Origin of the sequence: Pseudomonas sp. FR229a, from assembly GCF_030209115.1 — a bacterium.
GTDB lineage: Bacteria > Pseudomonadota > Gammaproteobacteria > Pseudomonadales > Pseudomonadaceae > Aquipseudomonas > Aquipseudomonas moraviensis_A.
The window spans coordinates 159,259-184,289 of record NZ_JARVSP010000002.1; the positions used below are offsets into that span (position 1 = coordinate 159,259).

General features: G+C 59.4%; 24 protein-coding genes. 7 read left to right on the forward strand and 17 right to left on the reverse strand.

Annotation, left to right across the window (positions count from 1 at the left end; translation table 11 throughout):
• Nucleotides 1–200: 200 nt before the first annotated feature.
• The 5 genes from QRN33_RS02095 to puuE form a co-directional block, all read right to left on the reverse strand.
• The gene (locus QRN33_RS02095; RefSeq protein WP_065615155.1) at nucleotides 201–1,514 is read right to left on the reverse strand and encodes a urate hydroxylase PuuD; all 1,314 of its coding nucleotides are present in this window, start codon (nucleotides 1,512–1,514) and stop codon (nucleotides 201–203) included.
• A gap of 51 nt (nucleotides 1,515–1,565) precedes the next feature.
• Nucleotides 1,566–2,069, reverse strand: a complete 504-nt coding sequence (locus QRN33_RS02100; protein ID WP_039763801.1) for an ureidoglycolate lyase — start codon at nucleotides 2,067–2,069, stop codon at nucleotides 1,566–1,568.
• 149 nt (nucleotides 2,070–2,218) lie between these two features.
• The gene (gene alc, locus QRN33_RS02105) at nucleotides 2,219–3,214 is read right to left on the reverse strand and encodes an allantoicase (RefSeq protein WP_042608506.1); all 996 of its coding nucleotides are present in this window, start codon (nucleotides 3,212–3,214) and stop codon (nucleotides 2,219–2,221) included.
• 86 nt (nucleotides 3,215–3,300) lie between these two features.
• Nucleotides 3,301–3,816, reverse strand: a complete 516-nt coding sequence (uraD, locus tag QRN33_RS02110) for a 2-oxo-4-hydroxy-4-carboxy-5-ureidoimidazoline decarboxylase (RefSeq protein WP_285406571.1) — start codon at nucleotides 3,814–3,816, stop codon at nucleotides 3,301–3,303.
• Nucleotides 3,813–4,739, reverse strand: coding sequence for an allantoinase PuuE (gene puuE / locus QRN33_RS02115; RefSeq protein WP_285406572.1), 927 nt, complete (start codon nucleotides 4,737–4,739; stop codon nucleotides 3,813–3,815). The genes uraD and puuE overlap by 4 nt, the downstream gene beginning before the upstream one ends.
• Before the next feature lie 419 nt (nucleotides 4,740–5,158).
• On the opposite strand from puuE, the gene uraH reads away from it, so the two are divergent.
• Nucleotides 5,159–5,512, forward strand: a complete 354-nt coding sequence (uraH, locus tag QRN33_RS02120; RefSeq protein ID WP_041479332.1) for a hydroxyisourate hydrolase — start codon at nucleotides 5,159–5,161, stop codon at nucleotides 5,510–5,512.
• 127 nt (nucleotides 5,513–5,639) lie between these two features.
• Here the strand turns inward: uraH and QRN33_RS02125 are convergent, their stop codons facing one another.
• The 5 genes from QRN33_RS02125 to QRN33_RS02145 form a co-directional block, all read right to left on the reverse strand.
• Complete coding sequence (locus QRN33_RS02125) at nucleotides 5,640–7,487, reverse strand: hypothetical protein (protein ID WP_285406576.1); 1,848 nt, start codon at nucleotides 7,485–7,487, stop codon at nucleotides 5,640–5,642.
• Between the two features lie 90 nt (nucleotides 7,488–7,577).
• Nucleotides 7,578–11,102, reverse strand: coding sequence for a calcium-binding protein (locus QRN33_RS02130; protein WP_285406578.1), 3,525 nt, complete (start codon nucleotides 11,100–11,102; stop codon nucleotides 7,578–7,580).
• Between the two features lie 194 nt (nucleotides 11,103–11,296).
• Nucleotides 11,297–11,926 (reverse strand): LysE family translocator, encoded by a 630-nt coding sequence (locus QRN33_RS02135; RefSeq protein WP_285406580.1) that lies wholly within the window; start codon nucleotides 11,924–11,926, stop codon nucleotides 11,297–11,299.
• A gap of 85 nt (nucleotides 11,927–12,011) precedes the next feature.
• A complete protein-coding gene (locus QRN33_RS02140) occupies nucleotides 12,012–13,361 on the reverse strand; it encodes an NCS2 family permease (RefSeq protein ID WP_024012217.1) in 1,350 nt (449 codons plus the stop codon).
• Between the two features lie 288 nt (nucleotides 13,362–13,649).
• The gene (locus QRN33_RS02145; protein ID WP_064364566.1) at nucleotides 13,650–14,096 is read right to left on the reverse strand and encodes a MarR family winged helix-turn-helix transcriptional regulator; all 447 of its coding nucleotides are present in this window, start codon (nucleotides 14,094–14,096) and stop codon (nucleotides 13,650–13,652) included.
• 81 nt (nucleotides 14,097–14,177) lie between these two features.
• Between QRN33_RS02145 and QRN33_RS02150 the strand changes: the two genes are divergently transcribed.
• Nucleotides 14,178–15,344 (forward strand): aminotransferase-like domain-containing protein, encoded by a 1,167-nt coding sequence (locus tag QRN33_RS02150; RefSeq protein WP_042608499.1) that lies wholly within the window; start codon nucleotides 14,178–14,180, stop codon nucleotides 15,342–15,344.
• A 155-nt stretch (nucleotides 15,345–15,499) separates the two neighbouring features.
• On the opposite strand, the gene QRN33_RS02155 is transcribed toward QRN33_RS02150, so the two are convergent.
• The 5 genes from QRN33_RS02155 to QRN33_RS02175 form a co-directional block, all read right to left on the reverse strand.
• Nucleotides 15,500–15,871, reverse strand: coding sequence for a glutathione S-transferase N-terminal domain-containing protein (locus QRN33_RS02155; protein WP_065615161.1), 372 nt, complete (start codon nucleotides 15,869–15,871; stop codon nucleotides 15,500–15,502).
• Between the two features lie 103 nt (nucleotides 15,872–15,974).
• A complete protein-coding gene (gene folE, locus QRN33_RS02160; protein ID WP_016773769.1) occupies nucleotides 15,975–16,520 on the reverse strand; it encodes a GTP cyclohydrolase I FolE in 546 nt (181 codons plus the stop codon).
• 77 nt (nucleotides 16,521–16,597) lie between these two features.
• Nucleotides 16,598–17,155, reverse strand: coding sequence for a Smr/MutS family protein (locus QRN33_RS02165; RefSeq protein WP_042608498.1), 558 nt, complete (start codon nucleotides 17,153–17,155; stop codon nucleotides 16,598–16,600).
• A gap of 73 nt (nucleotides 17,156–17,228) precedes the next feature.
• A complete protein-coding gene (locus QRN33_RS02170) occupies nucleotides 17,229–17,549 on the reverse strand; it encodes a hypothetical protein (protein WP_016773771.1) in 321 nt (106 codons plus the stop codon).
• Between the two features lie 131 nt (nucleotides 17,550–17,680).
• Nucleotides 17,681–18,271 (reverse strand): cysteine hydrolase family protein, encoded by a 591-nt coding sequence (locus tag QRN33_RS02175; RefSeq protein ID WP_042608497.1) that lies wholly within the window; start codon nucleotides 18,269–18,271, stop codon nucleotides 17,681–17,683.
• 239 nt (nucleotides 18,272–18,510) lie between these two features.
• Here QRN33_RS02175 and prmB point away from each other — a divergent pair, with 239 nt between their 5' ends.
• The gene (prmB, locus tag QRN33_RS02180) at nucleotides 18,511–19,419 is read left to right on the forward strand and encodes a 50S ribosomal protein L3 N(5)-glutamine methyltransferase (RefSeq protein WP_042608496.1); all 909 of its coding nucleotides are present in this window, start codon (nucleotides 18,511–18,513) and stop codon (nucleotides 19,417–19,419) included.
• Nucleotides 19,420–19,519: 100 nt separating this feature from the next.
• On the opposite strand, the gene QRN33_RS02185 is transcribed toward prmB, so the two are convergent.
• Both QRN33_RS02185 and QRN33_RS02190 read right to left on the reverse strand, forming a co-directional pair.
• Nucleotides 19,520–20,311: a hypothetical protein gene (locus tag QRN33_RS02185; RefSeq protein WP_123418727.1), complete on the reverse strand. Its 792-nt coding sequence runs from the start codon at nucleotides 20,309–20,311 to the stop codon at nucleotides 19,520–19,522.
• Nucleotides 20,312–20,410: 99 nt separating this feature from the next.
• On the reverse strand, nucleotides 20,411–21,364 hold the full coding sequence (locus QRN33_RS02190) for an alpha/beta hydrolase (RefSeq protein WP_064364628.1): 954 nt from the start codon (nucleotides 21,362–21,364) through the stop codon (nucleotides 20,411–20,413).
• A 130-nt stretch (nucleotides 21,365–21,494) separates the two neighbouring features.
• Between QRN33_RS02190 and aroC the strand changes: the two genes are divergently transcribed.
• From aroC to QRN33_RS02210, 4 genes are all read left to right on the forward strand, one after another.
• The gene (gene aroC / locus QRN33_RS02195) at nucleotides 21,495–22,586 is read left to right on the forward strand and encodes a chorismate synthase (protein WP_042608494.1); all 1,092 of its coding nucleotides are present in this window, start codon (nucleotides 21,495–21,497) and stop codon (nucleotides 22,584–22,586) included.
• Nucleotides 22,587–22,620: 34 nt separating this feature from the next.
• Entirely contained in the window at nucleotides 22,621–23,766 is a 1,146-nt protein-coding gene (locus QRN33_RS02200) for an MFS transporter (RefSeq protein ID WP_064364609.1), read from the forward strand.
• Complete coding sequence (locus tag QRN33_RS02205) at nucleotides 23,763–24,389, forward strand: methylthioribulose 1-phosphate dehydratase (protein ID WP_064364610.1); 627 nt, start codon at nucleotides 23,763–23,765, stop codon at nucleotides 24,387–24,389. The genes QRN33_RS02200 and QRN33_RS02205 overlap by 4 nt, the downstream gene beginning before the upstream one ends.
• A gap of 92 nt (nucleotides 24,390–24,481) precedes the next feature.
• On the forward strand, nucleotides 24,482–25,027 hold the full coding sequence (locus QRN33_RS02210; protein WP_064364629.1) for a 1,2-dihydroxy-3-keto-5-methylthiopentene dioxygenase: 546 nt from the start codon (nucleotides 24,482–24,484) through the stop codon (nucleotides 25,025–25,027).
• Nucleotides 25,028–25,031: the final 4 nt, after the last annotated feature.

A 25,031-nucleotide genomic window follows, 5' to 3' on the forward strand; every position in this document is an offset into this window, starting at 1 on the left:
GATCTTTTTTATTCTTGTGATTAACAGCTGCCGGGTTGCTTGCAGCTGTTTCTTTGCATCAGGTCTTGTGGCGAGGGAGCTTGCTCCCGCTGGGGCGCGAAGCGGCCCCTCTCTTCAGAAGAGCAGGGCCTGCTGCGCAGTCCAGCGGGAGCAAGCTCCCTCGCCACAAAAGCCTGCTTTTACACAGGCTTTTGTGTGGCTTAGTTGGTCTGCGCTCCCTGGGCAATCCAGGCACCGATCAGGTCACGTTCCTGCTGGGTCATCTGGGTGATGTTGCCCAGTGGCATGATCTGCGTGGTGATGGCTTGCGCCTGAATGCGCGCGGCGTTCTGGCGGATCTGCTCGGGGGTGTCGAACATCACACCGGCCGGGGCTGCGCTGAACAACGGGCTGGTCGGTTTGGACGAATGGCACACCGTGCAACGCTCTTGAATCACGTTGTGCACTTTGTCGAAACCGGGGCCGGCATTCGAGGCTTGCGCTGGCGCTGTTGCAGGGGCTGCCGGTGCCGCAGGTGTCGCCGCTTCAGCCGGTTTTGCGCCACCGCCCAGTGCCGTTTCCGGCAGCGGTTGGTATTCGATTTTCGCCGGTGCCTTGGCCACTTCAGGTGCGTTCGACATCGGCGTCGGGCCGGTGACGTAGGCCAGGCTGATCATGCCCACCGCTGCGACCGGCAGGGTCCAGGCAAACTTGTGGCTGTCGTGACGGGTGTTGAAGTAGTGACGCACCAACACCGCCAACACCGCGATCCCGGCCAGGATCAACCAGTTGTACTGGCTGCCGTAAGTGCTCGGGAAGTGGTTGCTGATCATGATGAACAGCACCGGCAGGGTGAAGTAGTTGTTGTGCCGCGAACGCAGCAGACCCTTGGCCGGCAGGGCCGGATCCGGCGTGCGGTTCTCGGCGATCGCCGCGACCAGTGCCCGTTGTGCCGGCATGATGATGCGGAACACGTTACCGACCATGATGGTGCCGATGATCGCGCCGACGTGCAGGTACGCACCCCGACCGCTGAACACTTTGCTGAAGCCATAGGCCGCGGCAATGATCAGGACGAACAGGATGAAGCCGAGCAGGGCGGGCTTCTTGCCCAGGGCCGAATCGCAGAGGAAGTCGTAGACGAACCAGCCGACGATCAGCGAGCCGATACCGATGGCCACGCCTTCAGGACCGCTGAGGCCGCTGCCGGGTGCCACGAGGTAGAGCACCGGGTTGGAGTAGAACACCACGCAGAGCAGCGCGATCCCCGACATCCAGGTGAAGTAGGCTTCCCACTTGAACCAGTGCAGGTTGTCCGGCATGGACGGTGGGGCCAGTTTGTATTTTTCCAGGTGGTAGATGCCGCCGCCGTGGATCGCCCACAGATCACCGGCCAGGCCGGTTTTCGGGTTGACGCGGTTGAGGTTGTTCTCCAGCCAGACGAAGTAGAACGACGCGCCGATCCAGGCCACGCCAGTGATCATGTGAACCCAGCGCACGCTCAGGTTCAGCCATTCCAACAGATGTGCTTCCACAGTCTTTACCTCTCGCCTGTCACTCTTGTTGTCGAGTGATCAGACCTTCTCTTATTGGTGGGGGGCGAGGATCAGACGCTCATCCTCTTTGAAAAAATGCTCATCGCAGTTATTGCCTGTGCCACTGCGATCAACCACCAGGAAGTCATCCCGCTTTTCGATCGTCAGCACCGGGTGGTGCCAGACGCCGCGATGGTAATTGATGCCCTGCCTGCCGTTGGTGACGAAGGCGCGGACCAAGCCTGATACAGGTGCATCGCCAACTGGCGCGACCACGATCAGAAAGGGGTTGCCGAGCAGCGGAATGAAAGCCTGGCTGCCCAGCGGATGGCGTTCCAGCATGCAAACGGTCAGCGGCATGTCCTGCGCATCCGCGCGGAAAATGCTGATGATTGCGTTGTCCTCAGGCGTCGCGGTTTCGACCGTCGCCAGTTTGTGGAAGCGCATGGTCGAACCGTTGTTGATCATGAAGTGATCGCTGCCGTCGGTTTCGATCACGTCACCGAAAGGGGCGAAGGCTTCTTTGGTCAGCGGTTCAATCGTCAATGTGCGCATGCTGTTCTTCTTATCCAAAATTCTGTGTTGTTCGGTTCAGCCTTTGTGGCGAGGGAGCTTGCTCCCGCTGGAGTGCGTAGCGCTCCCGCCTTTCCTGGGGCCGCTTCGCAGCCCGGCGGGAGCAAGCTCCCTCGCCACAGGGTGCGGTGTTATTTCGCGACCTTGCCCAATACACGCAAGCGACTCACGCCACCATCCGGGAACACGTTCAGGCGGATGTGGGTGATCGGGCCCAGCGCTTTGATCTGCTCGACGAAGGTGTGCTCGGCGTGCATTTCCAGCTTCTGGCTTGGCAGCAGTTCGCGCCAGAACAGCGACTGGGTTTCGATCTGGCTGTCGGTGCCACCCTTGACGAACGCGCCCTGGATCGAGCAGGTGTCCGGGTAGTTGCCTTTGAAGTGCAGGGTATCGACGACGATCTTCTCGATCTCGCCCGGATGACCCAGGGCGACGATCACCCAGTCATTGCCCGGGGTGCGACGACGCGCGGTTTCCCAGCCATCGCCCATGTTGATGCCACGGCCCGGGTTGAGGATGTTGCTCATGCGGCCGAAGTGTTCGTCGGAGCAGGCGAGGGCGCGGCCACCGTTCAGGGCTGCGGCCAGATCGACTTGCTCGTTGTCACCCACTGCCGACCAGTCGCGGAACGGAATGCCGTACACACGCAGACGCGCGACGCCGCCGTCCGGGTAGATGTTGAAACGCAAGTGGCTGAAGGCCTGGTCGTTGCTGATTTCGTGGTAGTGGTGGCTGTTGCCCTGCAGCTCGACGGCCGACAGCACTTCAGTCCACTGGGTGTTCTCATCCGGCTCGCCCGAGGCCAGGAAGCAGGCTTCCAGCGAGGCCGATGGCGGGTAGTTGCCGGTGAAGAATGAAGTGTCGATGTCCACGCCTTTGATCGAGCCCGGTACGCCCAGACGGATCACCGCGCTGTCGTAACCTTCGAAGCGCTTGCGGCGCGACTCCCAGCCGTCCATCCACTTGCCGTTGTCATCGAACACGCCCTCCTTCCATACGGCCGGGGTCGGCTGAAACAGACGATTGGCGTCTGCGAACCAGTCATCGGTGACCGAAATGATCTTGGTGCCCAGACGGGCGTCGGCCAGGTTGACGTATTTTTCGAAAGGTACGGCGTAAGCTTTCATTCTTCTTGTCTGCCTTTGAATTAGTGGCTGGGGATGCTTGCAGGGCCCTGGGCGTTACGCGTTCATTCACGCTCGGGCCAAGCTTGCTAAAGAGTCAGTAAACGGAACAGGGCAATCTTGTTGATCTCCGCCAGCGCGCATTTGAACTCGGCTTCCACCGAATTGTTGATGCGCGTTTCGAACGCCGCGAGGATCTGATGCCGGTTGCTGCCTTTTACCGCCATGATGAAGGGAAACTTGAACTTGGCCTTGTAGGCGTCGTTCAGCTCGGTGAAGCGCTGGAACTCTTCGGCCGTGCATTGGTGAATACCGGCGCCAGCCTGTTCATTGGTGCTGGCTTCGGTCAGTTGGCCCTGGACGGCGGCTTTGCCGGCCAGGTCCGGGTGAGCGTTGATCAGGGCCATCTGGCTGGCATGATCGGCGCTCAACAGGATATCGCTCATGCGCTGGTGCAGGGTTTCGATCTCGTCGATCGAAGCATCCGCACCGAGGTCGTAGGCCTTTTCGGCCACCCATGGCGAGTGTTCATAGATGTCGGCGAAAGCGTTGACGAAAGCGTCGCGGCTCAGGGTCGACGGTTGCAGGGTTTGAAAGCGGCTCATTTTGCAGTCCCTTGGTACGGGTGGGTTTGCTGCCAGTGACGCGCGATGTCGACGCGACGGCTGAACCACACCTGTTCATGACTTTTGGCGTATTCGATAAAGCGCTTGAGCGAAGCGAGGCGACCGGGGCGGCCGATCAGACGGCAATGCAGACCGATCGAGAGCATTTTCGGCGCCTCGGCCCCTTCGGCGTACAGCACATCGAAGGCGTCTTTGAGGTATTCGAAGAAATCGTCACCCTTGTTGAAACCCTGCACTTGCGTGAAGCGCATGTCGTTGGTGTCGAGGGTGTACGGGATCACCAGATGCGGCTTGCCGGTCGGGTTTTTCGGTTCCCAGTAGGGCAGGTCGTCGTCGTAGGTGTCGCAATCGTAAAGGAAACCGCCTTCTTCCATGACCAGGCGACGGGTGTTCGGCCCGGTGCGACCGGTGTACCAGCCCAGCGGACGTTCACCGGTGAGTTCGGTGAGGATGCGGATCGCTTCGAGCATGTGCTCGCGCTCCTGCGCTTCGTCCATGTACTGGTAGTCGATCCAGCGGTAACCGTGGCTGCAGATCTCGTGGCCGGCTTCAACCATCGCACGGATCACGTCCGGGTGACGCTGGGCGGCCATGGCCACGGCGAAGATGGTCAGCGGAATGTCGAATTCCTTGAACAGTTTCAGAATGCGCCAGACGCCAGCACGGCTGCCATACTCGTAAAGCGATTCCATGCTCATGTTGCGCGCGCCTTGCAGCGGCTGAGCGGCGACCATCTCGGACAGGAAGGCTTCGGATTCCTTGTCGCCGTGCAGAATATTGCGCTCGCCGCCTTCTTCGTAATTGAGCACGAAGGACAGCGCGATCCGGGCATTGCCCGGCCAGTGTGGGTGAGGAGGGTTACTGCCGTAACCGATCAGGTCGCGTGGGTAGTCAGCGCTCACTGCAGTCTTCCTTCTTGTACGTTGACAGATTGGTGTGGCGGCCTGGCAGGCTGGCGTCACAGCGATGGGCTGATTGTATACAACTTTATTTACATTTTGTAAGCCTGAATTTTCGCATTTTTCACCGGCCGTCATCTTTTGCTGTTAACGGTTCAAGCCTGCAAGAAACCTGCCTGACCAGTCAGCTAATGAATAGAAGGTTCAATGACCAGGCGCTTCGCTGGTTGATTAGTGATAAACCCCCGGATGGCGGGGGTGAAGCGAAAAATGTCGTTTTTATTGTGTACAATTTTTTTGAAAAGTGTCTTAATCAGTCGCTCGCCGCAACTTTTCGTGCTCCGAATCGGTGCGGTCTCCTTTCACCTGACTTCGGGAGGCGCGAAGTCTGATCGCCCATGGCGGCCAGGCGCGCAGAATCAATGGGACGTTTGACAACACACGTTTTGGACGCTGCACACGGTTGCCCGGGCAGCTCGATCAAGGTTGAGCTGTACCGCGTTGAAGGATCGCACCTGGAATTGGTCGCCAGTGCGACAACCAACAGCGATGGCCGGGTCGATGCGCCGCTGCTGCAAGGCGACGATTATCGCACTGGCGTCTATCAGGTGCAGTTCCATGCCGGCGATTACTACCGCGCCCGCGGTGTGCAACTGCCCGAGCCAGCATTTCTCGACGTGGTGGTGCTGCGTTTCGGTATCTCTGCGGAGCAGGAGCACTACCACGTGCCCCTGCTGATTTCGCCTTACAGCTATTCCACGTATCGCGGCAGTTGACCCCCAAGCAACTGCCCCCACCGGGAAGCGACTGCGCATATAGCTTCTTTGGTCTTTCGCCCGCTCACACTGCGGGCTTTTTTTATTGCAGCAAGATGCCATCCTGACCGCCGTTCGAGGGCGATGCTCAGCGCTCGCGGATGATGAACACCGAGTCAGGCTTGCCGGCAACTTTCAATACACCTCCGATCAGCCACACCACTTTGTGTTGCGCAGCGGCCTCGGTGAGAACCTTGAAGGCGTCCTGCCCGATCCGCGCGGGCAAGCTCGGTTCAGTCAGTTCATTGCCGGGCACGTGAGTCAGGCCCGCCTGGTCGATCGCTCCCAGTTTCAGCAGGAAAACCTGATCGTGATGGGCTCGTCTGAACACCAGCGTCGGCATGCGATGTTCATGCGTCAGCGGGAATATGTCGTAGCCGCTGTTTACCAGCAAGGAGCCGAGCAGACGTCTCAGGTTAAGGTCGGAGGGATAGGTTTTGTAATGATTCCAAGCCAAGGGAAACCGCTGCGGATCGAAGGTCAGCCGTTGCAACTCACTGGCCTCCTCGGACGGCATCCGGATCAGCCTTTTGCTGCCGAGATCGATATCAGGCGCCACGGCCAGCATGCTGATCGGGTGGGCCAGTGTCGGCGTCGTCGAAAGTTGCGGGTGCAGCCACTGATGCAGCGCGGTGTGGATATTCATCAGCCCGGTGCCGGTAATGGTCGGCGAGTGATCTGCCAGCTCAAACAACCGTCTGGCAACCGCACGTGCAGTTACGGCGGAGAAGTCGGGGAATGCGCGAGCAACAGACTGGCTGATCGGCTCTTCGAACAAACGTTTTCCCGTAGGGATTTTGCGCGGATCGCTGTCGGTTCGAAACGTTGCCACGGGCTGCAGCGCGGGCGTGTGGGCCAGCATGTTTTCGAAAGCCTCAAAGTGTGCCGGCACAAACTCCGGGTGACGCAGGAAATACACATTGGGCGCGAGGTTCGAGCCGATTGGCACGATGGGATAATGCAGCCAGCCAAGCTGCACCGACTCGATGCCTGCAAGCTTGTTCATTTGGCCCCATGACAGCCAGAAGTACGTGGTCTGCTGATCAGGCTCGGCTGCCGCGTGCGTTGCCGCTGGTTCGGCTGCGGTTTCCAGCCGTGGCCGTTTGCTCGGCCCGGCCATCGGTTCGTCTGCGTCAGCGATCGGTTGGCGGCCAGAGGACGGCGTGTCGTCGAGCTGTGTGCGGCTGGTTTTCTGCCGCCAGAACACGGTGCCCGGGATCTGCTCAAAATAGATATCAGGCGCCTCGTGGCTTGACGCAAATGCCTGCTGATATTCCCCGGCCCTGTTTTGGCGGACCATCACCGTGCCGTCCGCCGTAGTGACAAAGGTCTGCTTGAGCTTGTTGTAGCGGATGCCATCGGTCGCGAGGTCTGCTTTGGTCAGCCCGCTGGCTTGCGAGGGTGTCAGATAGGTCGGGCGGAGTGGGTCAGTTGAGGCGGGCCGGATCGATTGCCTGTCAGGGCGCTGGATGCGCCAGCTTGGCTGTCCTTCGTTGCGCACCAGGGCAGGACCGTGGACGCCGGGTGCGAAGGTCAGCGGCAAATGGTAGTGACCGTGCTGATCCCGTTCGACCTCAAACCGTCCTTGGCCGGCGATTTGTGCATAGGTGCGCTGATCCGGACCGGTGAACAGTCCATTGTCGTCCGGCAGCGGAACCAGCTCGTGAATACGTTCCTGCGGCCAAGCGCTCGCGCTGCGTGCCGTGCCGGAATTGTCCACTGGCGGCGGTATCTCGTGAATCCTCACGGTAGGCATGCTGTCGGCTGCTGCAGGGCTGTTCGCGCCACGGCTGACGGGCGTCGGGTCAATGCCCAGCAACAGCGCGTCAGGCATGTCGAGCCCGACGCTGTTCCTGCGTGTTGGTGCACCTGCACTTGAAGTGTCGGGCGCGTCGGCTTTTGTCGTGACAGAGATTTTTTTCGGTGGTCTGGCCATTGTGAAAACTCATGAAGTGAGGCGCAGGCGCGCACAGGCGCCTGGCTGAAAGCACTATTCGCTAAGGGATCGATAGACGATATTTCGACGTCAAGCGGGTGGAACGTCGCTCTGTGGTGCGGGTATGAAGATGCCGGATTGGTGACTGCAGCGATTCGTCACCCGCACCTCACAGGCTTCAACGCGTGACTTGTCGGTACGCAGTACCCAGCCGTGGGCGGCGAAGTTGTAACTGAGCGCAGTTGTCCCATCGAAAATCCACTCGGCGTTCCTGACCTTGACCACATTGGCAGCCAATGAGGCGAGCGCTGCAGGTAGCGGTTTCGCAGCATCGGGTGCTTCGAAGAAACGTGCATCCAGGCCATCCGGGTAGACCCGATCGAACACCAGATCGACGGTATGCACTACGCCGTTCGCAGTGATGACGCGGATCTGATCGATCAGGTCGTCGCTTTCATACACTGGTAGATGAATGGTGCAGGTGCCGATGGATAACCGGTTGTCGGTGAGTCCGATATCGACCGTACCAAGCTTTGTGGCGTCGAGTTCCCACGTGGAGGAATTCGCTAGCCGCACGCTCGCTTCGGCGAGTGCACCGGGTGTCAAAAGTTTAAGGGTCGTGTCGGCAACGAGATGAATCAGGTACGTCGAGCCTTCACCGATGAGGCTTTCCATGGCGGTTTGCACGGTCAGGGCAGTGAGCGTGGCACAGGAGTGTCGATTGCCCATTTCGTGCGCCTGGTTTTCCGGCAATGCATAACTGTAACGCCGTGAGCGAAAAGCCAGGGGCAGGGTCATCGGAGTAATCCACTCCCTTGCCACCGCGTAATCGGAAAACGCCGGCAGGGCATCGGTTTCATCCGTGAGGCCGGCATTCAAGGCGACACCGTCCTTGAAGATCAGCACATAGCGAAAAAACGGCCGGCCCGCCATGGTGCGCAGAATTTTAGTCAGATTGTCATGGTCATCTTCATTACGAGCGGCGGCGAAATAATTCAACTTGATACGTTTATCGCCGAAGTGATAAACCAGATGGCAACCTGCAGTCAGCCGATAGGATTCATGTTTGACGGCAAAGAAATGCGCCTCGGCTTTTGTCAGCTCATCGCTGTTGTAGTCCAGATGGATTTTACTGACTATTCCAGGACGAAGTACCGAGTAGAAGGTGGTCATGTTATTAGCGCGCGGCAGGTAGTAACTCGCTTCCTGCTGATGTCTGATCCAGCATTCATCTGCGTAAACGATAATGGGTCTTTGTGGCTGGCCGAGCTTGATAAGGGTTTCGGAAAAATCGGCGGTCTTTTCCTCGGTGACTTTCTCTGGCAGATCAAGTGTGAACTGGTAACCGTCGCGGGTGATGAATGTCAGGTTTTTATTGATCAGTTTCCGTTCATCCGCGTCTTCTTCGTAAACGTCATGGATGGTCAGGATATTCTTCGGGATGTCATCGAATTCGAATCCGGAAGTGATGATCAAGTGGTTACCTGCAATTTGCCAGGAATCAATCAGCTCTTTCTTCCAGTTCAATACGATGTAACTCGGCTGTTTGCCATCTTCGAAGATCGAGAAGCGCCCCGCCACGTGAGCGATGAAGTACTGGTCGGCGCCGGCATCGCCGCAGGCCTGAGCGTCCTTGTGCGACAGGTAAATCTGGTCGTCCCCGGCGCCGGCGTTGATGACGTCGCTGCCGCGCGCCTTGATGATGTTGGGTTGTGCTGTGCCGGTCACGATGCTCGCCGCGCTGTCGACGGTTTCAACGTTTTCGATGCTGTCTATCAAGCTGTGCAGGACATATTGCTTGCCCTGTTCGGCAGATGGATCGGTTGAGATGATCTGCAGGGTACCGGCCAGCAAGTCGACGTCATAACCGGTTTTCGCTGTGCGGAAACTCGAATAATGGCCGCCGAGGACCAGTGTGTCGTTGCCATCCGCGCCTCGCAGTGTCGAATGGTGCGTGGCATCCGTGCCTTGTTTGAGAAAGTCCGCCGCATTGTCGAACACGAATTGATCGTCTTTCTCGCCGCCAGCCAGGTCCTTTTTTCCCGACTTGTAATGAAAGACATTCGGTTTTTTTTCGACCCCCTTGATCGAGTCGTCGCCTTCGGTCAGCAGCCAGAGAACGCTCTTGTTCTCCGCTGCAGTGCCCAGATGTGCACCGGGCGTGTCCTTCGTTACCCCTGCGCGCGCATCGATGGTGTCGTCAGTGCCTACTATTTCCGGGACATGTACCGATTCCCAGGCATCCTGTTTGGTCCACCAGTTCCGCTTCCAGACCTGGGTCGGCCTCAGGCGCACCTCGAACTGACCGTTGACGATGGCTTCGGTGGTGTCCTTGAGAGGGCCATCGAGCAGTTGCCTTGCCGTCGCCTTCAACTTGGCGGAGTGCTGCAGCAAGGTCTTGGCCTTGACGTAGCGATGTTGAATGTTCTGATCGATATCCAGCATGCAGAACGCAAACCATCCGGTGCGCCACCGCTCATCAAGGGTGAGCTCGATGTAGTCATCAATGTCGTCGACGATGCGCACCGCACCATAAACCTGCGAGCCGATAGCGAGAATCGCCCCGGCAGCCAGCCCGACCGGGCCGGCAAACGAGAATCCGGCCATCGCCGCAGTGCCGAGGATCACGGTCATGGCCGCGCTGGTAATGCTCAGACCGGCGCTGACATAGTGATCCATCGCCTCCTTGCCCGTCGCATTCTCGGCGGCATTCATGGATCGCACCGCGGTGTAGATATCGAATGGCAACGTCAAAGCGCCACCGATCAGGCCGCCCGAACGTCCCAGCCTGACCGCCATTCGCGTCCTGGCGAAGTCGCGGTAGGCGTGCTGCCCGGCGGTGAGCATCTGCGTGGCAATTTTACTGACGGTAACGTCGACAGCGATCGATCCCAGTTCGGATGCGATTCCCACGCTGTTTATCGCGATTTCCGTGGTGTTGTCGGCCTTGATCGCATCGACGACTCCGCGCAGGCCCATGAAAATCCCGAAGCCCTGAATGCCGACACTGGAGCCGAGTGCTGCGTAGCTTTTGGTCAATGTTTTCCAGCGCGGATGGTGCTTGGGCAGATGCACATGCTGCAGGTCGAGTGCCTGCGCGGCGTTGGCAAGTTTCAGGAGTTTGCGGCGGTAGTTACCCGGACCACCTTCGTCGGTGATGGCTTCGCTGAACAGTGCCGGCGCGGTCAGAGGACGGTGACTGGCCATTTCAAACAGCAGGTTCGGCAACAAGTAAGTATCACTGCCAGTGGCGGTCTTCATCGCGTGTTCGACTTTGTTCAGGTCGAATTGCAGGGCATTGATAAAAGAGCGTTTAAGTACTCGACTGAAAGTATTGCGACCATTTAAAGGTTTGCCATCGACCGTCGCGCCCAAGCGGTCCAGCGCTACTCGTGTTATTGATATGTCGCCAATCTGCAAAGGTCCGAATATGTTGTCTGCGAACTTCAACTGGTTCGGCTTGGATGAATCTTCAGGTGCGTCAATGGTTGCAGGCTTGCGCTCGTTGCTCTCGAAACGCATATCCGTGATAACAACCGTGTCGGTAACTTTGTGGTTGTTCGGGTCAATTGCCGGATCGGTTTGAATTGATGCTTCATGTATCAAAGTGGCCATGAGAACTTCCTTGTTCAGGCTGTTGTTATCGAATTGCAGCGGATATTAAGGTGCTCTTTTCAGCGCTGTACATAAGGCGGTTGTTGCCATGTATTGCCTGTCAATGATTACAGGCCTGGCGCGCGGTGATTAATTGAAAACAGCACCCTCCCGATTTGAATCCGTTCAGTCGGGAGGGTGGGCCATACGATGTCTTAATGGCTGCTGAGCAATGATGTCGCGCCTGCACCGCCAAACAATCCGGCACTGATTCGGTTGAACCAGCTCTGCCCCCTGCCACTGCGCAGATAACGCGCTGCGCCATGGGCGCCCAGGCCGTAGGCCAGTTTGCAGCACAGATCGAGTACTACCCAGGTCGCGATCATGATCAGCAATTGCGGCAGGAACGCTTGGTCCGCGCTGAGGAACTGCGGCAGAAACGCGGCGAAGAAGAGGATATCTTTCGGATTGCTCGCGCCCAGTACAAAAGCGCGCCCGAATAGCGTGCGAAAGCGTGGCACCGGTGCGGCTTGGGGCACCTCGGCTGCTACTGAAGGCTGACGCGATTGCTGCCAGCTCTGCCAGGCAAGATAGAACAAATACAATGCGCCGACGATTTTCAATGCGCTGAACAGTTGCTCCGAGGCCAGCAACAAAGCGCCAAGCCCCAGTGCCGAAGCGCTGAGCAGGCAGATAGAGGCAATCACCCCGCCGAGAAACGCCGGGTACGAGCGGCGCAGACCGTAATTCAGACTGTTGCTGATCATCAGCAGCGACAGCGGCCCCGGGATCAGGATTACCACCAGTGCAGCACCACTGAACAGCAGCCAGGTTTCCAGACTCATCGTTTTGCTCCTTTGTTGTTATCGATATGTGCAAAAGCCCCACCGGTAAGGGTGAGGCTGGTTTGAAGCGTGAACCGCGCAGCGCTTACAGGAAGATGAACTTGGCGATAAAGATCGCGCAGAGCACCCACAGGCTGACGGAGATTTCCTTGTACTTGCCGGTGCCGGCCTTCAACGCCACATAAGTGATGAAGCCCAGCGCGATGCCGTCGGCCACCGAAAAGGTCAGGGGCATCATGATCGCCGTGACGATCGCCGGAATGGCATCGGTCGCTTCGTCCCATTCGATGTGGGCCATGCCGCCCATCATCAGCATCGCCACGTAGATCAAGGCGCCCGCCGTGGCATAAGCGGGAATCATGCCAGCCAGCGGGGCGAAGAACATGGCCGCTATAAATAGCACACCGACTGTGACGGCGGTAAGACCAGTCCGACCACCAGCAGCCACGCCAGCGGCACTTTCCACGTAACTTGTCACGGGCGGCACGCCGACTACGGCGCCGAATACGCTGGATGCGCTGTCAGCCTTCATCGCTCGGGAAAGGTTCTCGATACGACCGTCAGCGGCGACGAGGTTGGCCCGCTGAGCCACGCCCATCAGCGTACCGGCGGTGTCGAACATGTGCACGAAGAGAAAGGCCAGCACGACGCTGATCATGCTGACGTTGAACACGCCGGCGACGTTCATTGCCATCCAGGTCGGCGCCAGGCTCGGCGGCGCGGACATGATGCCCTCGTAGTGCACCAGGCCCAGACCCCAACCGGCGAGGGTGACGGTGATGATGCTGATGAGGATTGCACCGAACACGCGGTGGTAACTGAGGATCGCGATCATCAGAAAGCAGATCGCGGCGAGCAGCGGGCCGGGTTCACGCAGCGAGCCGAGCTTGATCAGCGTTGCCGGGCTGTCGACGACGATACCGGCAGTCTTCAGACCGATCAGGCCGAGGAACAGACCGACACCGGCGCCCATCGCAAACCGCAAACTGACCGGAATACTGTTGAGCAGCCACTCGCGAATCCGCGAAAAGGTCAGGAACATGAACAGCACGCCCGAGACGAACACCGCGCCCAGCGCCGTTTCCCAGTTGTAGCCCATGGTGCCGACGACGGTGTAGGTGAAGAACGCGTTGAGGCCCATGCCCGGCGCCAGGCCGACCGGCCAGTTGGCATAAAGGCCCATCAACAGGCAGCCGAGTGCGGCAGCGATACAGGTGGCGACGAAGGCCGCACCATGATCGATGCCGGCATCGGCCATGATGTTCGGGTTGACGAAGATGATGTAAGCCATGGTGATGAAGGTTGTCAGACCGGCAATCAGCTCGGTCTTCACCGTGGTGCCATGCAAGCTGAGTTTGAACAGACGCTCCAGCAGGCCATTGCGTAATGGCGGCGTGAGCTCGAGCGGCGGTGCTTCGGATTTGCGGCTTTCCACAGCGAGTACTCCTCAAGAGTTTTATTGTTATTTCCAGGGCCGGACCCATGAGGGGTGGCAGCGGCCCTTTGAGGCATACGCGAATTTGTTGACCGTGTAGTCAGGAACTCGCACGCAGTGGATTATGCTTTTGTGTACAAATAAAGCAAATATTGTTTTGGGTTTTGTCGACGATTTTTTTGCCGATAGGGATATATGGCTATCAATCCATTCGCTAGCGGGCTCGCTCCCACCTTTGTATTGCGTTCACATGTGGGAGCGAGCCTGCTCGCGAAAGCGCCTGTTGATTCACTCAAGAGTTTCCAGACTGCCACCCAACGCCAGATTCACCGCCAACCAGCCATTCACCGCCGCTTCGCCAGCCTCGGCAAATACCCGTTCCAGCAATTTCACCTGTTCCCGGCGCAGTGCCTGCTCGAACTTCGCACCTTCCGCCGTCAGCTCCAATAGCCGCTTACGCTTGTCCGTCTGTGAAGCGACACTGTCGACCAGATGCATTTCCTGCAACTGGCGCAGCGGCATGTTCAATGCCTGTTTGCTTACGCCGAGTAAAGCCAACAACTCCTTCACGCTCAGGTTCGGATAGCGCGCGATGAAAAACACAATGCGCTGATGCACCCGTGAGAGGCCGCGGCGCTCGAGCATTTCATCAGCCTTGGCCGTGAACGCCTGGTAGCCGAAGAAAAACGCTTCCATGGCCTGTTGCTGACTGGTGGGATTTTTAAGGTCAAACATATTGACGTACTCGCTTACGCTGCCGTAATTTCAGTCAAGCAGTTTGACTCATTTTCCGCATGCCTTGCTACGGTGACCTCAATGGCTTTTTCCGAACGTGTCTCACGCCTCAAAAGTTCCTTGATCCGAGAAATCCTTGCGGCGGCCCAGCGTCCGGAGGTGATGTCGTTCGCTGGCGGTTTACCCGCTGAAGCGATGCTGCCGAAAGTGGACTGGGCCGAGATGCCCATAGCGCTGGGCCAGTACGGTATGAGCGAAGGCGAGCCGGCATTGCGCGAGGCGTTGGCGGCAGAGGCGAGGGCGCTGGGCCTTGAATGCCAGGCGAGTCAGGTGCTGGTGGTCAGCGGCTCCCAGCAAACCCTTGATCTGGCAGCCAAGCTTTATATCGACAAAGGCACGGAAATTCTGCTGGAGGCACCGACCTATCTGGCCGCGTTGCAGATCTTCCAGCTGTTCGGCGCCGATTGCCTGACCGTGCCGCAAGAACCCGACGGCCCGAACCTGGCGCAACTGCGCAGTCGTCTCGAGCGGCATCGTCCAGCGTTCATTTACCTGATCCCGACTTTCCAGAATCCATCCGCCGTGCGCTACAGCGAGGCCAAGCGCGCCGCGGTTGCCGCATTGCTTGATGAATTCGGCGTCACTCTCATCGAGGACGAGCCGTATCGCGACTTGACCTTCGACGGTGGCAGCGCAACACCAATTGCCGCCCGCCTGAAAAAAGCCAGTTGGATCTACACCGGTACCGTGTCGAAAACCTTGCTCCCAGGCTTGCGTGTCGGTTACCTGATTGCCAGTGCGGATCTTTTTCCGCACCTGCTCAAGCTCAAGCAATCGGCTGATCTGCACACCAATCGCATCGGTCAGTGGCAGGCGCTGCAATGGATCGGCTCAGAGAAGTATCAGCAGCATTTAAGCGAATTGCGTGATTTCTATCGGCAGCGGCGTGATGCGTTCCAGTTGGCGCTGGAACAACATTTTGCCGACCTGGCTGACTGGAACATGCCCCAGGGCGGGCTGTTTTTCTGGCTGACACTGAAGCAACCGCTGGATACGCGGACATTGCTCGAAGAGGCCTTGGCTAACGACGTGGCGTTCATGCCCGGTGAGCCGTTCTTTCCCGAGCCGGACAAACATCATGGGCATCTGCGCCTGAATTTCAGCCACATCGATCCGGCTCGGCTGGATGAAGGGTTGAAGCGATTGGCGGCGGTGGTGCGGCGGGCGCAGATGGAGAGGGCGGCGTGAATATAAATAAAACGGCACAAGGACCGGTTTTTTGTCTGAGATTATGGGGGCCTGTAATGGCCTCATCGCGAGCAAGCTCACTCCTACAGTTGGAATGCGTCCCCCTGTAGGAGTGAGCCTGCTCGCGATAGCGCTTACGGCATTCCCCGGAAATGTCAGACAGCAGCAAACCGCTTATCCAGATAATCAATGATCACCTTGGATTCATACATCCAGGTGGTCTGCCCATTCTCTTCGATACGCAGGCAAGGCACCTTGATCCGGCCGCCCTGTTCCAGCAGGGTCTGGCGATCGTGCTCGTTGTTCTTCGCGTCTTTCAGCGCCACCGGCACATTCAGGCGATGCAGGGCGCGGCGGGTTTTCACGCAGAACGGGCAGGCGTGGAATTGATAAAGTGTCAGATCTTTCGCGGCCGCGTCGACTTGCGCCTGAGCAGCGGCGGGGCGTTTCTTCTTGGCCGGCCGAGTGATGAAATCGATGAAGACAACCAGTTGGCCGAGGCCGACACGAAGCGCTTTGACGAACACGTTGAAAGCCTCACGGTGCAAATGAAGAAGGGCGCGCAGCTTACCCGATTTTTCACGGGCGAAAAAAAACCGGCGATCAACGCCGGCTCTTTTCTGTTGCGAATTACTTGATGAGGCTGAGGAATTCGCTACGGGTTGCTGCGTTTTCGCGGAATTCACCGAGCATCACCGAGGTGATCATCGAGGAATTCTGCTTTTCGACGCCGCGCATCATCATGCACATGTGCTTGGCTTCGATCACTACAGCGACGCCCAGCGCGCCGGTGACTTGCATCACCGCATCGGCGATCTGCCGGCTGAGGTTTTCCTGAATCTGCAGGCGACGGGCGTACATATCGACGATCCGCGCCACTTTCGACAGGCCCAGCACTTTGCCGCTCGGAATGTAGGCGACATGCGCCTTGCCGATGAACGGCAGCAGGTGATGTTCGCACAACGAATACAGCTCGATGTCCTTGACCAGCACCATTTCGCTGTTGTCGGAGCTGAACAGGGCACCGTTGGTGACCTCTTCGAGCGTCTGTGCATAACCGCGGCAGAGGTACTGCATGGCTTTGGCGGCACGCTTTGGCGTGTCGAGCAGGCCCTCGCGGGACACGTCCTCGCCCAATTGGCCGAGAATCGCGGTGTAATTCTGTTCCAGGGACATGAAACTACCTGTGGGGATTTTCGCAAAGGGCAAGGGTACGGTGGCGGACACAACCCTGCAAGTTCGGTGTGACGGCTTTATTCGTCGCGACCTTCCATCATCGTCCGTTTAAGCATCACATAAACGGCGCCGGCGCCGCCGTGGCGGGCCTGGCAGGAGCAGAAGCCGAGGACTTGGGCGTGCTGGCGCAGCCAGGTGTTGACGTGGCTTTTGATCATCGGCCGCTTGCCATCCAGGCGCACCGCCTTGCCGTGAGTCACGCGCACACAGCGAATTTCGAATCTGGTGGCTTCGGCGAGAAACGCCCAAAGTGTTTCCCGGGCCTTTTCCACGCTCATGCCGTGCAGATCGAGGCTGCCTTCGAACGGGATCTGCCCGACCTTGAGCTTGCGCATCTGGCTTTCCTGCACCCCATCGCGGGACCACATCAGCTCGTCTTCCGGGCCGACGTCGATCACGAACTGGTCGGACAAGCCGTCAATGATAGTGGTGTCGCTGCGCACGGTGGCGGACTGACGCAGCTTGGCGATCTGCGCGCGGTCAGCCTTGGGTTTGCCGGTGTCGGCGCGGTCGTGCTTGATCGGCTTGACGCCCTGGATCGCACTTTTGAACAGAGAAAAATCGTCGTCTTGCATGTCAGCCTCCGCGAAGGGCGGCCAGTTTACCCAAGTCGACACGAAACGGCCCGGCAAAAAGCCAGGCCGTCGGTCAGTCGTGTTTTTTCATCAGGTGCGGGGACATGTTCAGTTCCCGCGATTGCCGTGCGCGACGGCGGCAGCGGCGCCAAAGGGCAACGCCGAAGTACAGGAACAGCAAACCGACCGCGAGCATGATTGCCGAGCCCAGCGGTGATGCGTTCAGGTCACCCAGCGCCGGCGGGCGCCCGAGCAGGCTGGCTGCGCCGGCCATCGCCAGCAGCACGCCGAACGTCGCCAGAATCGCCGAGATCGCCGCGCCAAATCGAAAACGCCAGTTGCTTTGGCCCTTGGGCCGCAAACGGCGTGCGTCAAATCCATCGGATAACTTCATTCCGACCTTCCTCAATGGTATCGGCCCTTCGACCGGGAGTTGACCGGGTTGTTCCTGAGGCTATGGCATTTGCGGCAAATCAGCGGATATAGCGGATGAGCGGCGCCAACGCACCGCTCACAAGGGCAGGATCAGATCAGCTCCTGAGTCTTGGCCAGCGTGGCAAAGTTGTCGGCCATGATCGCCATTTCCGCTTCCTGGACGCGTTCAGCACTGAGCACGCCGCCCTTGAACGGCAGATCGCGGGTCGCGCAGGCATCTTCGACCAGGGTGCAGCGGAAACCGAGGTTCTTCGCCGCGCGCACCGTGGTGCTGACGCTGGAGTGACTCATGAAACCGCAAACGATCAGGTCGAGCGAACCGAGGTTCTGCAGACGCTCGAGCAATTCGGTGCCATGGAACGCGCTCGGCAGCAGTTTGCCGATAATGGTCTCATCGCCCTGCGGTTCCAGGCCGGGGATGAATTCGCCACGTTCGCCCTGCGGGTCGAACAGGCCACCAACGGTGCCGAGATGACGCACGTGCACGATCGGCCGACCGGCGGCACGGGCTGCGGCAACCACTTGTTTGATGTTCGCGACGGCCGCGTCCATGCCGCTCAGGGCCAGCGGGCCACTGAGGTATTCCTTCTGGGCATCGATGATGACCACGGTGGCATGGCTCAGTGTGGCCGCTGCGTAACCGCGACCGCTGAGTTGAAACATCGTTTTTGGAACGGACATTCTGGGGCTCCTCGGGGTGGGGCTTTTGCGACATTGTCCTCTGGCTGAGCGGTTCTGTGAATCGCTACCATCGTAGGCGCCGTCGTTCTTGGCCTGCAGCCTTGTCAAGTTACACGTTCCGTTCAATGCCTGATGCAAAAAAAAGAAATCTCCTACCGTCGCCGCACGGTTTTTCCTGCGTCGTCGTCGGGCGTTTTGGCTGCTAGAATCGCCAGTCGTTTTTTCTGGAGCTCTACGCCGTGATCACTTCCCGACTTCGTACCCTGCGCGACCACATCCGTTGGGCCGTCAGCCGCTTCCATGGGGAGGATCTGTTTTTCGGCCATGGCACCGACAACGCCTGGGACGAGGCGCGCCAATTGGTACTGGGCGCCTTGCACCTGCCGTGGGAAATCGCCGACAGCTACCTCGATTGCGCACTGGAAGATGACGAACTGGTCAGCCTGCAACGGCTGCTCAAGCGTCGCATCGAAGAACGCATCCCAACCGCCTATCTGCTCGGCGAAGCATGGTTCTGCGGCATGTCGTTCATCGTCGACCAGCGCGTGCTGATCCCGCGTTCGCCGATCGGTGAGCTGATCGAAAACCGCTTTGCGCCGTGGATCGGCGACGAGCCGGCGCGGATTCTCGATCTGTGCACCGGCTCCGGCTGCATCGGCATCGCCTGCGCCTACGAATTCCAGAACGCCGAAGTGGTGCTCGCGGATCTGTCATTCGAAGCGCTGGAAGTGGCCAATCAGAACATCGAGCGCCATGGCGTCGATGAGCGCGTCTACACAGTGCAGGGCGATGGTTTCGATGGCCTGCCGGGGCAGCGCTTCGATCTGATCGTGTCGAACCCGCCCTACGTCGACGCGGAAGATTTCGCCGACATGCCGGACGAATACCAGCACGAGCCGGAACTCGGTCTGGCCTGCGGCGATGATGGTCTGAATCTGGTCCGGCGCATGCTCGCCGAAGCGGCGGATCATCTGACCGAGAAGGGTTTGTTGATTGTCGAAGTGGGCAACAGCCAGGTGCACGTCGAAGCGTTGTACCCGGAAGTCGATTTTGCCTGGCTGGAATTCCAGCGCGGTGGGCATGGCGTGTTCATGCTGACAGCGGAGCAGTGCCGCGCGCATCAGGCACTTTTCGCAGCTCGCGTCTGACCGGTTAAAAGCTTCGCGAGCAGGCTCGCTCCCACAGGGAAATGCATTCCAGGGTGGGAGCGAGCCTGCTCGCGAATAGCCGCGACGCGGTTTCAAGCCATCAGCGGTGGGTAGCAATCCAGATCAACAATCCCGCCTGAAACACCGCAAACGCCACCAGACAGGTAATGGTGAAACGCAGTCCGGCGTCCTCACGCTTGAACTTGCTGACTTTCTCTTCCTGCTTCTTCAGCTTCACTTCCTGTTCGGCCAGATTCTGTTCGGCCTGCTGCAACATCTGCGCAGCCTCAAGAATCTCGACGATCTGCAGCTTTTCGCTGTTCCAGTCACCCAGCAGATCACCGACCTGCACAGCCTTGATGCTGCCTTTCAAATGCTGGGCATCGGCATAAGCTACGTCGAAGCCGTGCACGCGCAGAAAATGATCACGCCGCAAACGAGTGTCTTCGTTGAGCGCGTCCTTGTTGTTCAGGTCCATGCCGTCGACGGTGTAACCGGGCCAGCGCTTTTTCGCCCAGTTGATGCCTTGCGCGGCCAGGAAACGGCCGATGCCTCGGTTCAGCGGTTCGATCTGCAGGCCGCTGTCGGGACCGAAGCTCACCCGTTTGGTCGCGTGGTCGACCCACACATCAAGATGATTCTGCTCTTTGCGCACGCGCTGGTTTGGCAGCTTGATCGCCATGCGCATCAGGCTGCGCTCTTTGCTGTTGCGCTCGGCGTAACCGAATTCGACGAAGCGCAACGGCCGGCCACCGGTATTGCGGTCGGTCTGCAGCGGCGCGAGGCGGAGCATCTTGTGGTGCTCGGCCTGCACGTCCGCCCACGGCAGTTCGACCGCTGGCGGAGCGTCTTTTTCGGCGGTGGTGTCGGGTGAAGTCTGGGTGTCAGTCATAACGGCGAGATCCTGTCCAAGCCCTGCTTGCCGCCAGACGTTGCGCTGGCGACAAAGGCTTATCGGCCGTTTTCTGCCGGACTGGAGGGCAAACAGCAGTTAACTCGCGCGAATTCCGTCAATAAATTCGATGACGGCGGCGCCCAGTTCGGCGGCCAGTGGCAAATTCGGGTCCTTGTAGGAGGCCAATTGCCGCTTCATATCGTTGTGCACGATGCGCAGCACATGATTCATGCCTTCGATCACCGTCAATTGCGCGTCCGGTTTTGCCGCCTTGAGCAGCTTCGCGTCTTCGGTGCCGACCTGAATGTCGTTGCTGCCCTGGACGATCAGTGCCGGCATTTTCAGCTGTGCAAAGGCTTGCGCCGGATCCTGGCGGAACAGCGAAATCAAATATGGCTGCACGCTCGGGCGAAAAATCACCTGCAACGGTTGCGGCACGTTGTCATCGGTGTGCCCGGCCTTGAGGCTGTCGAGCAGTTCGTTGCTGCGCAGCATCAGCGGTGGCGGCAGGCTGCGGGCCAATTGCTCGCGGATCACCTGATCGACCGGCCGCGCGCTGCCGGACAGCGAGATCACCGCCGCTGCGTCCAGCTTCGGCGCGGCGAGGCTGGCAATCAGTGCGCCTTCGCTGTGGCCGAGCAGAATCAGTTTGCCGAAGCGCGGATCAGCCTTGAGCTTCTGCCCCCACGCCACCGCGTCCGCCGCATACCCTTCCACCGACAGATTACGTTCATCGGGAGCCGCCGCCAGGCTCGCCGCGACGCCGCGCTTGTCGTAGCGCACGCTGGCGATGTTGTGTTTGGCCAGCACCCAGGCCAGACGCTTGAGGCTGTCATTGCGCCCGCCGTCCGGGTTGTTTCCGTCGCGATCTGTAGGACCCGAGCCAGAAATGATCAGAACAATCGGCACCGGGCTGTCGGACTTGGGCAGCAACAGCGAACCGAAAAGTTCGCCGCTGCCGGTGTCCAGAGTGACCGGGCGTTGTAGGACTGTCGCTTGGGCAAAGCCGGTGAAGAGGGTAAGACTCAAGATCAGAACTCGCAGCATCATCACGCCATCATTGGTCAAGGTGCCGGTTGGACTCGCCAGCACCACTAAGGTTCGAGGATGAACTACTCGGTTAGCCTGCGTATACTGGCGCGCATCAAGAATTCGGGTTTGATTTCACGGAGCGTCCTGCATGTCCGGCAATACCTACGGCAAGTTGTTCACTGTCACCACCGCTGGCGAAAGCCATGGTCCGGCGTTGGTCGCCATTGTCGACGGCTGCCCGCCGGGCCTGGAGATTTCCCTGGAAGATCTGCAGCGCGACCTCGATCGCCGCAAACCGGGCACCAGCCGCCACACCACCCAGCGTCAGGAAGCCGATGAAGTCGAAATCCTCTCCGGCGTGTTCGAGGGCCGCACCACCGGTTGCGCGATCGGCCTGCTGATTCGCAACACCGATCAGAAGTCCAAGGACTACTCGGCGATCAAGGACCTGTTCCGCCCGGCCCACGCCGACTACACCTACCACCACAAGTATGGCGAGCGCGATTATCGCGGCGGCGGCCGCAGTTCGGCCCGGGAAACCGCGATGCGCGTGGCGGCCGGGGCGATCGCCAAGAAGTATCTGGCCAGTCAGGGCATCGTCATTCGCGGTTACATGAGCCAGCTCGGTCCGATCGAGATTCCGTTCAAGACCTGGGATTCGGTAGAGGAGAACGCCTTCTTCAGTCCCGATCCAGACAAGGTGCCGGAGCTGGAAGCCTATATGGACCAGTTGCGCCGCGATCAGGACTCGGTGGGGGCGAAGATCACCGTGGTCGCCGAAGGGGTGATGCCGGGTCTCGGCGAGCCGATTTTCGACCGCCTCGACGCCGAGCTTGCCCACGCGCTGATGAGCATCAACGCGGTCAAGGGCGTGGAGATCGGCGCCGGTTTCGCCTGTGTCGCCCAGCGCGGCACCGAACACCGCGATGAACTGACGCCGGAAGGTTTCCTCAGCAACAACGCTGGCGGCATCCTCGGCGGTATCTCGTCCGGTCAGCCGATCGTTGCGCATCTGGCGTTGAAACCGACCTCGAGCATTACCACGCCGGGGCGTTCGATCGACGTGAACGGCAACCCGGTCGACGTGATCACCAAGGGCCGTCACGACCCGTGCGTAGGCATCCGTGCGACGCCGATCGCCGAGGCGATGATGGCCATCGTGCTGATGGATCACCTGTTGCGCCACCGCGGGCAGAACGCCGATGTGCGCGTGAGCACGCCGGTGCTGGGCCAGCTCTGATGGCTGCGCTCGAAGCCGTCGCGGCATAACCGGCGTGGCGGCGCTCCCGTACTGGCGGCTGTCCAGTTTCTATCTGTTCTATTTCGCCTTGCTCGGTTCGACGGCGCCGTTTCTGGCGCTGTACTTCGATCACCTCGGCTTCAGCGCCGCGCGCATCGGCGAGCTGGTGGCGATTCCGATGCTGATGCGCTGCGTGGCGCCGAACATCTGGGGCTGGCTCGGCGATTACACCGGCAGACGCCTGGCCATCGTGCGCTTTGGCGCGGTCTGCACGTTGCTGACCTTTTCGCTGATCTTCGTCAGCCAGACCTATGCCTGGCTGGCGATGGTCATGGCCCTGCATGCGTTTTTCTGGCACGCAGTGCTGCCGCAGTTCGAAGTCATCACCCTCGCGCATCTGCAGGGTCAGACCTCGCGCTACAGTCAGATTCGCCTGTGGGGCTCGATCGGCTTCATCATCACCGTCGTGGTCTTGGGGCGGTTGTTCGAATGGCTGAGCCTGGACATCTACCCGGCGGCACTGGTGCTGATCATGGCCGGCATTGTTCTGAGCAGTCTGTGGGTGCCGAACGCGCAACCCGCACAGGGCAATCGGCCGGCGGGTGAGGGCTTTCTCAGGCAATTGCGCCATCCCGGCGTGTTGGCATTTTATGCTTGTGTGGCGCTGATGCAGGTCAGCCACGGGCCGTATTACACCTTTCTGACTTTGCACCTCGAGCGCCTCGGTTACAGTCGTGGCGTCATCGGCATGCTTTGGGCTGTTGGCGTCGTCGCGGAAGTACTGATGTTCATGGCCATGAGTCGCATTCTGGCGCGGTTTTCCCTGCGCCGGGTGCTGCTGGCGAGTTTCCTGCTGGCGGCGTTACGCTGGCTGCTACTCGGGTCGTTCGCTGAATTTCTCTGGGTGTTGCTGTTCGCCCAAGTGCTGCACGCAGCGACTTTCGGCAGTTTTCACGCGGCTGCCATCGCTTTCGTGCAACGTAGTTTCGGCGCCCGCCAGCAAGGGCAGGGCCAGGCGTTGTATGCGGCACTGGCCGGCACCGGCGGTGCGCTCGGCGCGCTGTATTCCGGTTACAGCTGGAATGCCCTCGGCCCGACATTGACCTTTAGTATTGCCAGTCTCGCAGCGCTCGCCGCTGCCGTTATCATTGCCACCCGTATGCAAGAGGACAGGCCATGAGCCTTAGCCGTGAACAGCTCGCCCAACAGATCGTCGACGCCGGGCGTTTTCTATATGGCCGCGGCTGGTCGCCAGCCACCAGCAGCAACTATTCGACACGCCTGTCGCCAAGCGAAGCGTTGCTGACCGTGTCGGGCAAACACAAAGGCCAGTTGAGCGTGGATGACGTGCTCGCCACCGATTTGTCCGGCAACAGCCTGGAGCCGGGCAAGAAACCCTCCGCCGAAACCTTGCTGCACACCCAGCTCTACAGTTGGCGTGCGGAGATCGGCGCGGTGCTGCACACCCATTCGGTGAATGCCACGGTGCTGTCGCGCCTGACCCCGGAAGCCTTCATCGAGTTTGAAGACTACGAACTGCAAAAAGCTTTCAGCGGTATTTCCACCCACGAATCACGGGTGCGTGTGCCGATTTTCGACAACGATCAGGACATTGCGCGCCTTGCCGCCAAGGTGCAGCCTTGGCTCGACGCCCATCCCGACTGCGTCGGTTATCTGATTCGCGGGCATGGCCTCTACACGTGGGGCGCGCAGATGAGCGACGCACTACGGCAGATCGAGGCTTTCGAATTCCTGTTTGAATGCGAGTTGAAAACCCGCAGCGTCATGAACCGCCAAGGCTGAGTTCACCAGAAACAGCCCGTTTGCCTGATGACACGCTGCGCCCGACCGGTCTTGAAGAGCCGGACGGCGCCGCCGCTACCGAGGAATTGCCCATGAGCAGCCTGTCCGTTTATCACGTTTCCAGCCCTGAGATTCCCAACAAGGTGCTGACCCATTTCGAAGACATTGCTTCGACGCTGGCCGAGCAGGGCGTGCGTTTCGACCGCTGGCAAGCCGCCGCGAAGATCCAGCCCGGCGCCAGTCAGGAAGAAGTCATCAGCGCTTATAAAGAGCAGATCGACAAGCTGATGACCGAGCGCGGTTACATCACCGTTGATGTGATCAGTCTCAACAGTGATCACCCGCAAAAAGCCGAACTGCGCGCCAAGTTCCTCGAAGAACACCGCCATGGCGAAGACGAAGTGCGATTTTTCGTCGCCGGTCGCGGCTTGTTTACCCTGCACATCGACGATTATGTCTATGCCGTGCTGTGCGAGAAGAACGACCTGATCTCGGTTCCGGCCGGCACCAGGCACTGGTTCGACATGGGCGAGCATCCACATTTCGTGGCGATCCGTCTGTTCAACAACCCGGAAGGCTGGGTTGCCAACTTCACCGGCGAAGACATCGCTGGCCGCTTCCCGCGTCTGGAGGACTGAAACC

Coding starts and splice junctions, on each gene's coding strand:
- QRN33_RS02125 (WP_285406576.1), bottom strand. CDS start 7,487: ATGGCCAGACCACCGAAAAAAATCTCTGTCACGACAAAAGCCGACGCG.
- QRN33_RS02170 (WP_016773771.1), bottom strand. CDS start 17,549: ATGAAGTTATCCGATGGATTTGACGCACGCCGTTTGCGGCCCAAGGGC.
- QRN33_RS02210 (WP_064364629.1), top strand. CDS start 24,482: ATGAGCAGCCTGTCCGTTTATCACGTTTCCAGCCCTGAGATTCCCAAC.
- QRN33_RS02185 (WP_123418727.1), bottom strand. CDS start 20,311: ATGACTGACACCCAGACTTCACCCGACACCACCGCCGAAAAAGACGCT.
- alc (WP_042608506.1), bottom strand. CDS start 3,214: ATGAAAGCTTACGCCGTACCTTTCGAAAAATACGTCAACCTGGCCGAC.
- QRN33_RS02130 (WP_285406578.1), bottom strand. CDS start 11,102: ATGGCCACTTTGATACATGAAGCATCAATTCAAACCGATCCGGCAATT.
- QRN33_RS02165 (WP_042608498.1), bottom strand. CDS start 17,155: ATGCAAGACGACGATTTTTCTCTGTTCAAAAGTGCGATCCAGGGCGTC.
- QRN33_RS02175 (WP_042608497.1), bottom strand. CDS start 18,271: ATGTCCGTTCCAAAAACGATGTTTCAACTCAGCGGTCGCGGTTACGCA.
- QRN33_RS02135 (WP_285406580.1), bottom strand. CDS start 11,926: ATGAGTCTGGAAACCTGGCTGCTGTTCAGTGGTGCTGCACTGGTGGTA.
- aroC (WP_042608494.1), top strand. CDS start 21,495: ATGTCCGGCAATACCTACGGCAAGTTGTTCACTGTCACCACCGCTGGC.
- folE (WP_016773769.1), bottom strand. CDS start 16,520: ATGTCCCTGGAACAGAATTACACCGCGATTCTCGGCCAATTGGGCGAG.
- uraH (WP_041479332.1), top strand. CDS start 5,159: ATGGGACGTTTGACAACACACGTTTTGGACGCTGCACACGGTTGCCCG.
- QRN33_RS02100 (WP_039763801.1), bottom strand. CDS start 2,069: ATGCGCACATTGACGATTGAACCGCTGACCAAAGAAGCCTTCGCCCCT.
- QRN33_RS02205 (WP_064364610.1), top strand. CDS start 23,763: ATGAGCCTTAGCCGTGAACAGCTCGCCCAACAGATCGTCGACGCCGGG.
- QRN33_RS02145 (WP_064364566.1), bottom strand. CDS start 14,096: ATGTTTGACCTTAAAAATCCCACCAGTCAGCAACAGGCCATGGAAGCG.
- QRN33_RS02150 (WP_042608499.1), top strand. CDS start 14,178: ATGGCTTTTTCCGAACGTGTCTCACGCCTCAAAAGTTCCTTGATCCGA.
- QRN33_RS02190 (WP_064364628.1), bottom strand. CDS start 21,364: ATGATGCTGCGAGTTCTGATCTTGAGTCTTACCCTCTTCACCGGCTTT.
- uraD (WP_285406571.1), bottom strand. CDS start 3,816: ATGAGCCGCTTTCAAACCCTGCAACCGTCGACCCTGAGCCGCGACGCT.